This window comes from Sphingobacterium puteale, from assembly GCF_050986225.1.
GTDB lineage: Bacteria > Bacteroidota > Bacteroidia > Sphingobacteriales > Sphingobacteriaceae > Sphingobacterium > Sphingobacterium puteale.
Window position 1 is genome coordinate 2,460,068 of the sequence record NZ_CP158959.1, and the last position, 12,473, is coordinate 2,472,540.

A 12,473-nucleotide genomic window follows, 5' to 3' on the forward strand; every position below is an offset into this window, starting at 1 on the left:
AGCCTTTATAAAATTGGGATAAATTATCTTATTTATACATCTCTTCGCGTTGTGCTTTTACCACATCGCTGTTGATGTATTCATCGTAAGTCATTAATTTGTCGATAATTCCTTTCGGAGTCAATTCAATGATCCTGTTTGCCACAGTTTCAGTCAATTCGTGGTCACGGGAGGTGAACAGCATTGACCCTTTAAAGTCTGACATTCCATTGTTCAATGCGGTGATTGACTCTAAGTCCAAGTGGTTGGTCGGCTCATCAAAAATTAAGAAGTTGGCTCCCTGTAGCATCATTCTTGAGAACATACAACGCATTTTTTCACCCCCGGAAAGTACTGAAACTTTCTTCATCACCTCTTCACCAGAGAATAACATTTTCCCCAAGAATCCACGTAGAAACTGTTCATCCGCTTCAGGGTTGGTTGTATAGTCTCTTAACCAATCGACCAAATTTTCATTTTTACCTTCGAAAAAAGCTGCATTTTCAATTGGCATATCCGCTGGAGTGATGGTAACCCCCCATTTAAATTCGCCACCGAAATCAGTATCTCTACCGGTGATAATATCGTAAAATGCTGTAGTGACTAAAGAGTTGGGACCTAATACCGCAATTTTATCACCTTTATTGATCATAAATGTGATATCCTTGAAGAATACTTCACCATTAACGGTTTTGCTCAAACCTTCTACCTGTAATGTTTGGTCTCCCGGTTCGCGGTTCATGGTATTGAACATGATTGCCGGATATTTACGGTTGGAAGGTTTGATCTCATCAATATTGATCTTATCCAACGCTTTTTTACGTGATGTAGCTTGTTTTGATTTGGATGCATTGGCTGAGAAACGACGGATAAATTCCTGTAGTTCTTTAACCTTGTCTTCCATCTTTTTATTTTGGTCTGCACGCTGTTTTAATGCCAGTTGAGAAGATTCGTACCAGAATGAGTAGTTACCTGTATAAATAGTCATTTTACCAAAGTCTATATCTACGGTATGCGTACATACAGCATCCAGGAAGTGACGGTCGTGGGACACTACAAGTACAATTGCTTCATAAGAAGCTAAAAAGTCTTCTAACCATGCAATTGTATTGATGTCCAAGTCATTGGTAGGCTCATCGAGAATCAAGATATCTGGATTACCGAATAATGCCTGTGCCAATAAGACACGTACTTTTTGATTACCATCAATTTCAGAGACTAACTTATAGTGAAGCTCTTCTTTAATGCCCAAGCTGCTCAATAAGGTAGCTGCATTGGATTCTGCATTCCAGCCATCCATTTCTGCGAAAAGACTTTCAAGTTCGCCTGCACGTTCGCCATCTGCATCAGAAAAGTCTTCTTTCATATAAATGGCATCTTTTTCTTTCATGATTTTGTAAAGATCTTGATTACCCATCATGACAGTTTCTAATACCGTATATTCGTCGAAAGCATAGTGATCCTGACTCAATACAGACATGCGTTCGCCGGGAGTAAATGCCACCGAGCCCGTAGAAGGGTCAACTTCGCCAGAAATAATTTTTAAGAAAGTAGATTTACCAGCTCCGTTGGCACCAATAATACCGTAACAGTTGCCAGGTGTGAATTTTAAATTGACATCTTCGAATAGTACACGTTTACCATAACGAAGGGAGAGATTTGACACATTAATCATGCGGCAAAGATACGTTTTAATCTTGTATTTTTTAACTATTTCCAAACATCAGTTCCTGATATAATCGCCTCGGTTTTAGCTTTTGTAAAAGCTGGATTTTCATGTGAATAGCGTCTAACTGTCGAAAATGCAAAATGCAGACATTGGACCTACGGTAGAGTAGAGAACATGGTTAAAAAAATGTGCCAGATTAATAAATTATGAATTCGGTGCTATACCTATAAATTGGCTTCTTTTTTGTTGCTCTAGCGTTGAAATGAAATCAATTATGAAAAGAAATAGCATTCCGTATGCTTTAGTAGTCGTTTTTGCCTTTTTGCTGAATTTGCAGGGAGCCCATGCACAGTTTGGTGGACTGCTTGATAAGGCGAGCAAGGCCGTAGCTTCCAAAGGGAGCAAAATGTTGGGATTGGACAAGCTTTTAAAGGAACCTGATGCGATAAGCACAAGTTTTGAAGATGTGAATCGAAAAGGTGAACAGATGCCCGATTTTCAAAATACAGCCGCCTATAAACCCTTGGAAAATTTAACCAAAAATGGTCAGGACGGCTATCTACTCGAAGCAGGTCATTTTGAAATGACCAACAAAAGTTACTGTCTGAAGGCGGGTACCTATGCCCCGTCCAAGGGTGATGGCTATATGTACGCCCCTACGCTTGGGAAAAAAAGGGAGGTTGTTATCGCGATCTTAAAAAGTGCGGAAAGACATCCTGAAGTTTCACAATCGTCGATACAGATGTTATTGTGGACTATTATTGCCAAGGCCAAATTTATAGACTATGCTGGTGAGGTCAAGGAGACAGCATTGAAGTTATTGAGCCCAGAACAGTTGTTGTTATTGGAAGGCGGGGCACTAGGTATATTACCGTTTGATGTTGTGCAAAAAGCGAAAGATCAGATGCCACCTGCTGTGCAAACTATATTTGAAGCAGAGAATAATATCAGGCAGCTGGTTTCTTCTGGCAACTATTCTTATGCCGAATTTGAAAAGTATGCGATTATGGCCGGTATGGCCGAACCTCGTACTGATGTCCCTAGTGGTATCTGGACACTTCATCCCGATGGTTATTACGTCCGATATTTTCCTAGCGGTTACTCCATGACCAAAGTACAGATATATGTACCGGAGGAACTGATCACAAAATTGAAAGGCAAAAAGTTGATTTACGACGCGACAGATGATATTGCTTGCCCTGCGAATACAGGATCACAACGTTTAGCGCAAACTAATGAGCCGATTAAACACTAGGTATGATGTGGGTAAAAGAGAAAATGGATGTATTTAGATAGAAACAATAAGGGAGATCAAACGATCTCCCTTATTCATTAAATTTCCTCTTTTGCCTCCTATATAATATAAAAATGATGACAATAATAGCTACGATCCCTAAAATAATATAATGGGAGCCTGATTGTTGTTGATGTTGGGTTGTATCCTCTGTCGTCTGCGCATATATAAAATTTGCTACGAAAAGAAGCACCATGAAAATCCACTTCTTGCACATAATAAACGGTTTATTAACTATAGTAGCAAGCTAACTATTTTTTGCAATAAAGACAAATAAATTTTACAAAAATGACAATATCAAAAGGTAGTTTGCGGTGGCTGTGTATAATGTACTGATTTTTATGGAGATGTCGGGTTTTAAGGCTATGTTTAAAGTTAAAATATCTCCATTATTGGAAGAGATTGTGTCGAAATGCCCTGTTTGGTAATGAACGATTAAAAAATATTCTTTTTTTTGTGTTATAATGGGACAGATTCATGTAATCTGGCTCTTAGGTGGAAATACTAAGGCCAGAGGTCGGATTAATGGGCGTAAAGTTGTATATTGTGAACCTTTTGAGCATTTAAAGATATTAATGTCATGTCAAAACTTATTAATTTAACTGTCTTCAGAGAATTTTTGAAATCTAGCTTTGCTGGTGGGATTATTCTTTTTTCCTGTGTAATCTTGGCGTTGATCGTGGCCAATACGTCGGTATATGGATCGGTTATGGACTTTCTGCTTCGAGAAGTAGGATTTGAAACCGACGGTATCCAGCTGAAATATTCCTGGTTGTTGTGGCTCAACGATGGACTAATGGCTATTTTCTTTTTATTGGTGGGATTGGAGATAAAAAGAGAAATTGTAGAGGGGGAGTTATCTTCTCCTAGTAAAGCTGTTCTTCCTATTTTAGCTGCCGTGGGTGGGGCGTTATTGCCTGCGGTAATCTATTTTATCATCAATAAAGATGCTGCCGACACGGCGCACGGTTGGGGAATTCCCATGGCGACGGACATTGCGTTTGCGCTTGCCGTAATCACACTTCTGGGAAATAAAGCTCCGGCTAGCCTCAAGATTTTTCTGGCGGCTTTAGCCATTGTGGACGACTTGCTTGCGATCTTAGTTATCGCTTTGTTCTATAGCAACGGGATTCATGCAACATATCTATTTATTGCGCTGGGCATATTTGTTTTTTTAGTTGTCCTCAATAAACTTGGGGTAAAAGCGCTGTGGGCTTATCTCATTCCGGGGCTTTTTATTTGGTATTTTATTCATCATTCTGGCATACATGCGACTATTGCGGGGGTGTTGGTAGCAATGACTTTACCCACTACGCCTGATGAAAAAGAGTCTCCGCTGGAAAAGCTTGAGCATTTATTGACTAAACCCGTGAATTTTATTATTATCCCTTTGTTTGCGTTTGCAAATACATTAATTCCAATTCATGCAGAGATGATTGGCGGTTTAACTTCAAAATTGGGACTGGGTATTATTGTGGGATTGATTGCCGGAAAATCAGTTGGTATATTTTTAATTTGTTTTATCGCAAAAAAATTGAAAATAGCACAGCTTCCGGATGGTGCAAGCTGGGTACAGATTTTCGGTGTAGGTTTATTGGGTGGAATTGGTTTTACCATGTCTATCTTCATATCTATCTTATCATTTGATGACGCCTTCTTGATCGAAGAAGCAAAATTCGCGGTGCTTATTGCTTCGCTTTGCGCCGGAATATTAGGATATACGATATTGAGATTAGCGGGTAATTTCAAAAACAATCGGGATAGTGTAGGCTAAAAATGGCATGGATTTAACATGCTGTCAGCAGGTTTATTGTCGGTATAGTTCTTAGGCGAGTAAAAGCTGACCTCATATATAGATTAGTTTTAGTAACTTAGCACATATTTAACAAAATAATAAAAATTGAGATTTACTGAATTTGGTTTTGTTCCGGAATTGGAAGAGGGCTTAGAAAGCATGATGTTTGAAGAGGCTACGCCTATTCAAGAGCAGACAATTCCCGTCATAAAGGAAGGAAGCGATATGATTGCCTGTGCACAGACGGGCACAGGGAAAACGGCGGCATATATGTTACCAATTTTAGATGCAGTCGCCAGAGATGCTAAAGAATACATACGTGCGATTATACTTGTTCCGACAAGGGAACTGGCATTGCAAATAGATCAACAGATCATGGGTATGTCCTATTATACCGGGGCAACTTCCATCTCGATCTACGGAGGCGGTGACGGTATGGGCTACGAGCAGCAGAAACGTGCTATCCGGGAGGGGGTTAATATTATTGTCGCTACCCCTGGTCGACTAATTAGTCACCTTACCTCAATGAAAGTCGATTTAACTCATCTGACGCATTTTGTGCTGGATGAAGCGGACAGTATGCTGGATATGGGGTTTCAGGATGATATATTACGTATTGTCAGCTATTTGCCAAAGAAAAAGCAAATGTTGCTTTTTTCCGCGACGATGCCCCTCAAAATCCGAAATTTTGCGAGAAAGATTCTTTTTAAACCCGTTGAGGTCAATATCGCCATTTCAAAACCTTCGGAAGGTATAGATCAGCGTGCTTATCTTGTATATGATAAACAAAAGATGGATCTATTGAAAATTATCTTACAGGATGTTAATTATGTCTCTGTCATCATTTTTGCCTCACAAAAAACTACAGTTAAATTATTGGCGCAAGAATTGCAAAAACAGGGAATAGACGCAGAAGGCTTCCATTCTGATCTCGAACAGGCGAAGCGTGAAGATATCATGAGCAGATTTAGATCACGGCAGGTGAGGGTGCTCGTTGGGACGGATGTGATTTCGCGCGGTATCGATATCGTAGGTATCAGCCTGGTTGTAAACTATGATGTTCCGCCGGATCCTGAGGATTATGTACACCGTATCGGCCGTACAGCGAGGGCTGCAACAACAGGGACTGCCATAACTTTTGTAAATGACAAAGATCAGCAACGTTTTTCTCAGATTGAAAATCTGATTGGTTATCCTGTCGAACAGATCGCTTTACCGGAGGGCTTTGAGGCTGGACCTGAATATAATCCTACTAAGAAAAGCGGCAATTCGCAAAATAGAAGACGTTCCAATAAGAACAGAAATAAAAATTATCAGAAACAAAAAAGGGCTTAATTTATTAAGCCCCTTGTATTTTATGCTATTCGATTGTCTGATCGATTTATTCTGTCGCCCATACAGCCAGCTCATAGCCGTCGGGGTCTTTAAATTGAAATCTTTTGCCACCGGGAAAGCTAAAGATATCTTTGACAATTACACCCCCGGCCTGGGTGACTTTGTCACGCGTAGCGACCAAATCATTCGAGTAAAGAACGACTAAAATACTGCCGTTTATCGGTTTCCCAACTGTAAAACCTCCATCCACATATTTTCCGTCAAAGGCTGTATACTCAGGACCGTAATCTGTAAAGCTCCAGCCAAAACTTGCTGAATAGAATTTTTTAGCTCTTTCAAGATCGCTCGATATAAATTCGAGATATTGAATTTGCTCATGGATAAGTTTGTTATCTGAAGAAGAATTGCTCATAATATTGTCTAAGTGATGTTCATTTTTTTGAAAGCTCACCTGACTTTCTTATTTCAAGTGAGCTTTCGATATAATGTAAATATAAGACTTTGCCTGAACAAATTTTTGGGCATATCTCATGAATCTGTTGTTAATTAGTAGTAGACTGCCTCATATTCTTTGTGTTATATCGAAATATAGATTATTCTTTTTTTCTGCCGAGGAGTGCCTGGGTGAACACAGAGAGCATAACCAATGAAAGCCCGAGGTAGAATGATAGATTGAGTTCTTTGGATTCATGAAAGAAAAAAAATGCAATTAAGATAGCATATACAGGTTCGAGGTTAAGGCTTAAATTGAGCGTAAACGCAGAAATTCTCTTTAAAATTTCTGTGAAAGCGATGTATACGGCAACGGTACAAAATAGGGACAAAACGAGGAGGTATAACATATCCGTTGAACTCGGGATAAAAGAGGACATGGGATAATAATAAAGATAGCCTGGAAGGAGCAGGCCCAGACCGACAGTCCCGCCGATCATTTGATAATAATTGATAATAATGCTATTGTATCGTTTGACCAAACGTTCATTATAAACCGCATAAATCGAAGCGAATGCTGGTGAAATGATTCCCAAGATAATACCCAATTGATGCGTTGTATCGAAATGGAATATCAATACTATACCAAAAAGTGTAAATCCACTCAGGAGAAACTCCGAACGTTTAAAACTTGTTCTGTTTATCATTGGGCCGAAGATTGCGGTAAAGAAACTAGCCATGCAGTAACAGACTACGCCAATGGAAATATTGGAATATTTGATACTTGCATAAAAAAGTAACCAGGAGGCTGTAATTAAAAGTCCATTTTTTGCGATAGTGAATTTTTCAGCTATGCTGATCTGATGTGGAATTTTAAACCATTTTAAAATTAAAAATAGAAAAATAGCAGAGAAAAATACCCGATACCAGGTTAGCATACCTTCATTGAGACTGATGACCTTGCCCAATACGCCCGATATACCTAAACATACCACAGCAAGATGTAGTATGAAATATGAATGTTTCATAAGATGTTGTCTTCCAGATCCATCTTAAAAAAGACAGATGCGATTGTTATAAAATGTGATTGTGAATTTAAGGCATGAGCAATTAGCCGATTATTCGGTGCCATGCTTTAATAATATTTTAGCAAATATTAAACGATTGGAGGAGGAAGACAGCTTGTTCTGTTCATAACATTCTATTTCTTATCCGAAGATAAGAAAATTTAATGGTTTAATTTCGATGATTGTAAAATAACAAGGATCCATTCGGGTGATTGTATTTGTAGTGACGGTATCAGCCAAAAACGGGGGCTAATTTTCATTAGCCCCCGTTGATTAAACTTTCTGAAGAAAACCTTATGCTTGACCTAATACTGTTCGGTATCGTTAACTCCTCCCAATGCGCGGTAAAGATCCACCACTGCGTTGAGTTTTTCCCGCTTTATGCTAATCTGTTCTAGATCATTTTGTAAAGCATTGTTTTGTGCGGTTATGACTTCCAGATAATTTGCCATGCCACTTTTGTAGAGTAGGGCAGCGTCTGAAGTCGCCTTGGCTAATGAATTGGATTTAGCTTCAATCAGCTGAAGTCTCTGATCGCTATGCTTTATTTTTGCTAAAGCATCCGATACCTCCGAAACTGCTAGCATAACAGACTGTTTAAACTGTACCGCCAATTTTTCACGTTCGATTATCGAAATCTCATAGTTTGTCTTCAGCGCACCTTTTTGAAAGATCGGTTGGGTGATGTTTCCTGCTATTGTTTTCACAATGGACCCCGGCAGATCAAACCAGCGATTGAATTGAAATGAGTTTGTTCCGATCGAAGGGGTCAAACTGATTGAAGGATACATCGCTGCTTTGGCCAGCCCTATTCTACTGTTCGCTGCAACTACGGCATACTCGGCCGCTTTGACATCGGGTCTTCGGCTAAGCAGTTCGGCTGGAACTCCCGTTACCAATGTCCCATCGACAATAGTTGCGTCAAGACCTTTGGAACGCAGAATTTTATCGGGAAAATCACCGCATAGTATACTTATGGCATTTTCTTCAATAGCGATATTCTGGTCAGCTAGTGGAATCAGCAATTCTGCCGTTTTCTTTTGTGCTTCGGCCTGTTCTACCGCTAGAGAACTCACCAGTGAGGAATTGTATTGTAGACGGATCATACTCAATGTACTGTCACTAAGTTGTACATTTTTCTGGGCAATCTTTAACTGTTCGTCCAACGCGATCAGGTTGTAATAAGATTGGATAACCTGAACAATAATGCGCGTCTTTAACGCTGATAAATTTTCCTTTTGTCCAAAGAAATTTGCTAATGCTTCTTCTTTCTGCATCTTTGCCTTTCCCCAGATGTCTGCTTCCCAAGAAAGTCGGAGTGTAGCGTTGTAATCATCCATATAAGGGGTTCCAATAAATTGATCGCTAAGGGAACCGTTAAGGGAATTAGTGGATAACCAGGTCCTATTCGCGCCCAAGTTTAGATCAAGTGTTGGTAAAAGGCCCTTTTTTGATTGTTTATAAGCCAGTTCCAGCTGTTGCATACTCAAAAGTGCGACACTAACATCCGTGTTTTTGATGAGCGCTTTTTCAATGAGTGCAGTTAAATTGGGATCTTTCACAAACTTCCGCCACGATAATGCCAATGTATCCGAGGTCAGGACAATTTCGTTATTTCTGAAATTTTCAGGTAGGTCCAAATCTTGACGTGTATATTTTTTGCCGACACTGCACGAAGCGAGCAGTAGGGAAGTACCTGCTAAAAAAATAATATAGTGATGAAATTTTTTCATTTTAATCGTTTGTCTTTTTCACGAGTTTTTTACTTGAGACCTTCTCCTGTAAATATTGAAATACCAGATACAATAACGGTATAACGATCACACCGAGGATGACCCCGCTTAACATACCCATTGCTGCTCCCGTACTAATGGAGTGGTTACCTGTCGCTGTTCCCCCAGTAGCAAACATCAAAGGAACCATACCTGCGATAAAGGCTAATGAGGTCATTAAAATTGGGCGAAGGCGTGCTTTGGCCCCCTCCAAAGCAGAATCAATGAGTGAAGAACCAGCCCGTCTACGCTGCAACGCAAACTCAACAATCAGAATCGCATTCTTGGCCAAAAGACCAATGAGCATAATCAATCCGACTTGAACGTATATATTATTGTCCAGAGCGATAGCACGTGTTCCTAAGAACGACCCGATGATCCCGGTCGGAATCGATAACAGGACTGCCAACGGCAATAGATAGCTTTCATACTGTGCGGAAAGTAAGAAATAGACGAACAATAAGCTCAATGTCAAAATGATCATTGTCTGATTACCAGAAGATTTTTCTTCCAAACTAAGCCCTGTCCATTCGAAACTATAGTCTCCAGGTAATTTGTTCAGCACATTTTTCTCCAGGGTTTCCATAATAGCGCCATTACTGATACCTGGGTTACTGACAACGTTAATGGTAAGCGAGTTGTACAAGTTGTAACGTGTCACAGATTCCGGTCCGTAGACTTTGCGAAGTGTAACCAATGTATTTACCGGTAGCATTTCCCCTTTATTATTCTTGACAAATATTTCATTGAACGCGTCCTTATCCGTTCTAAAAATTCCGTCTGCTTTTACAGCGATACGATAAAATTTACCAAAACGATTGAAATTCAGGGATTGGTCGCCGGCAAAATAGGTCTGAACAGACGAAAGCATTTCACTGACATCTACACCAAGCTGAGCCGCTTTATCTTCGTCAACTTCCAATTCCATTTGTGGATAATCTGCTCTGAACATGGTGTAGGCAAATTGTACACCTGGTTGTTGCATAATCTTTGCAATAACAGAATCGGACATTGCTTTAAGCTCTACCGGAGACTTTCCAGCTCGGTCTTGTAGTACAAGTTCAGCACCGTTCATCATACCATAACCATCGACAGGAGGGGAGCGGAAAGCCATTGCATTACCTTCTTTAACAGTAGTTAGCTTTTGAGAAATCACCTGATGAATCTGATCAATATCATTCATTTCGCCACGTTTCTTCTTATCCTTTAGACGGATGAATCCTGTTGCATAAGCCGCACTGGAGTTGTTGCCAATCATATTGAAACCAGTGATACTCGTGTGGCTTTCAATAGAAGGTAAGTCAGCCAATAGTTTTTCTATTTTTTCTACAGCTTTTGTTGTTCGATCGAGACCGGTACCTGGAGGCATTTCCAAACTGTACACGACAAAGTTATCATCTTCCATAGGAACGAAGCTTCTTGACGTACTGGTCATGAGATATCCCGCAGCAGCTATTGTAGCGATAATTAATACGGCCGCTAGCCATTTTTTCTTAACAAGATATTTCAGAGAGCCGACGTATCTATTAGTCATGTTTTCAAAACCAGCATTAAAGGCTTTGAAAAACCGTTGTGAGAATCCTGTTTTTAGAACTTGCCCATCATGATTTTCAGCATGTGTATTTTTCAGCAACAAGGCACAAAGAGCTGGCGTCAACGTCAATGCATTTATTGCTGAAATTACAATGGCGATAACCAGTGTATAAGCGAATTGTTTGTAAAACATTCCCGATGAACCGGTCATAAAGCCGATCGGAATAAATACGGCACACATAACCAGGGTAATCGAGATAACCGCACCGGTTATTTCACTCATGGCACTGTGTGTGGCCTCGTTACCGGTCATGGTCGATGTTTCCATCTTGCCATGGACGGCTTCGACGACGACAATGGCGTCATCGACCACAATACCGATGGCCAATACCAAGGCAAAAAGGGTCAATATATTGATCGTAAACCCAAACACCAGTAGGAAAAAGAATGTCCCTACGATGGCCACTGGTACTGCGATCGCCGGAATAATGGTCGATCGGATATCCTGCAAGAATAAGAAAACAACCAAAAAGACCAAAATGAACGCTTCAATTAATGTCGAACGCACCTGCGCGGTACTTTCATCCAGACGCTCCTTGGTACTGATCAGCTTAAAAATCTTGATGCCGGGAGGAAATGAGCGTTGCGCTATTTCGATCTGTTTATCGATACCTATTTCAATTTCGTTGGCATTGGAACCAGAAGTCTGGAAAATACCAATTGTAACTGTGTTCAATCCATTATTTTGCGAATTACCGCTATAGCTGATCGAACCAAATTCGATTCGGGCAACATCTTTCAGCCTGACGATCTGAACATCATTATTTTTAACAATAATGTTTTCATACTGTTCCGGAAGATTCTTTTTCCCTTTATATCGAATCACATATTCCAATGGTGCCTTTGATTCTTCACCTAGTTTTCCGGGTGCGGACTCCAGACTTTGCTTGGAAATGGCAGCGATGACTTCTTGGGGTACAAGCCCATAACTTGCCATTTTCTGAGGATTCAGCCAAACGCGCATGGAGTAGTCCTTGGAGCCAAATACCATGGCCTGGCCCACACCGGGAACACGTTTGATCTGTGGGATCAGGTTAATGTTGACATAGTTCTGCAGGAAAAGTTCATCATATTTTTTGTTATCTTCCGTATAGATATTAAAAATCATGATCATACTATTCTGTTGTTTGGAAGTCGTCAATCCCATCCGTACAACTTCTTGTGGAAGGATCGGTGTTGCCTGTTGCACCCTGTTCTGTACGTTTACAGCTGCTTGATCCGGATTTACACCAGCCTTAAAAACAATACGTACGGAGAATGTACCATCGTTACTTGCTGTTGAGGTAATGTATTCCATGTCCTCAACGCCATTGATCTGCTCTTCCAGTGGTGTGACAACTGACCGTAATACGGTCTCACTATTACCACCGGGGTAACTTCCCGTAACCTGAACCGTAGGGGGAGCGATATCGGGAAACCGTGTCTGCGGTAGTCTCAAAAGACCAATGATCCCGAGTATGACAAATATGATAGATATAACAGTAGCCAAAACTGGCCTGTCAATAAATTTCTTCAGCATTTTATTTTAATTTTAGAT

The 12,473-nt window shown here is 40.3% G+C and carries 8 protein-coding genes; 3 read left to right on the top strand and 5 right to left on the bottom strand.

The features are described 5' to 3' along the window. Positions 1–28: 28 nt before the first annotated feature. Positions 29–1,654 carry an ABC-F family ATP-binding cassette domain-containing protein gene (locus tag ABTV71_RS10275; RefSeq protein ID WP_121121663.1) on the bottom strand — a complete coding sequence of 542 codons (1,626 nt, stop codon included), beginning with the start codon at positions 1,652–1,654 and terminating at the stop codon, positions 29–31. Between the two features lie 268 nt (positions 1,655–1,922). Between ABTV71_RS10275 and ABTV71_RS10280 the strand changes: the two genes are divergently transcribed. The 3 genes from ABTV71_RS10280 (at position 1,923) to ABTV71_RS10290 (ending at position 6,072) form a co-directional block, all read left to right on the top strand. Continuing rightward, on the top strand, positions 1,923–2,903 hold the full coding sequence (locus tag ABTV71_RS10280; protein WP_433903108.1) for a hypothetical protein: 981 nt from the start codon (positions 1,923–1,925) through the stop codon (positions 2,901–2,903). Positions 2,904–3,522: 619 nt separating this feature from the next. After that, a complete protein-coding gene (nhaA, locus tag ABTV71_RS10285; protein ID WP_433903109.1) occupies positions 3,523–4,716 on the top strand; it encodes a Na+/H+ antiporter NhaA in 1,194 nt (397 codons plus the stop codon). A gap of 126 nt (positions 4,717–4,842) precedes the next feature. Beyond that, the gene (locus ABTV71_RS10290) at positions 4,843–6,072 is read left to right on the top strand and encodes a DEAD/DEAH box helicase (RefSeq protein ID WP_433903110.1); all 1,230 of its coding nucleotides are present in this window, start codon (positions 4,843–4,845) and stop codon (positions 6,070–6,072) included. 46 nt (positions 6,073–6,118) lie between these two features. Here the strand turns inward: ABTV71_RS10290 and ABTV71_RS10295 are convergent, their stop codons facing one another. The 4 genes from ABTV71_RS10295 to ABTV71_RS10310 all read right to left on the bottom strand — a co-directional run bounded on the left by ABTV71_RS10295 (position 6,119) and on the right by ABTV71_RS10310 (position 12,455). Next, positions 6,119–6,523, bottom strand: coding sequence for a VOC family protein (locus ABTV71_RS10295; protein ID WP_245971251.1), 405 nt, complete (start codon positions 6,521–6,523; stop codon positions 6,119–6,121). Between the two features lie 142 nt (positions 6,524–6,665). Then, a complete protein-coding gene (locus ABTV71_RS10300; RefSeq protein ID WP_433903111.1) occupies positions 6,666–7,532 on the bottom strand; it encodes a DMT family transporter in 867 nt (288 codons plus the stop codon). A 344-nt stretch (positions 7,533–7,876) separates the two neighbouring features. Next, on the bottom strand, positions 7,877–9,304 hold the full coding sequence (locus tag ABTV71_RS10305; RefSeq protein ID WP_433903112.1) for an efflux transporter outer membrane subunit: 1,428 nt from the start codon (positions 9,302–9,304) through the stop codon (positions 7,877–7,879). A 1-nt stretch (position 9,305) separates the two neighbouring features. Continuing rightward, positions 9,306–12,455, bottom strand: coding sequence for an efflux RND transporter permease subunit (locus ABTV71_RS10310; RefSeq protein WP_433903113.1), 3,150 nt, complete (start codon positions 12,453–12,455; stop codon positions 9,306–9,308). Positions 12,456–12,473 lie beyond the last annotated feature (18 nt).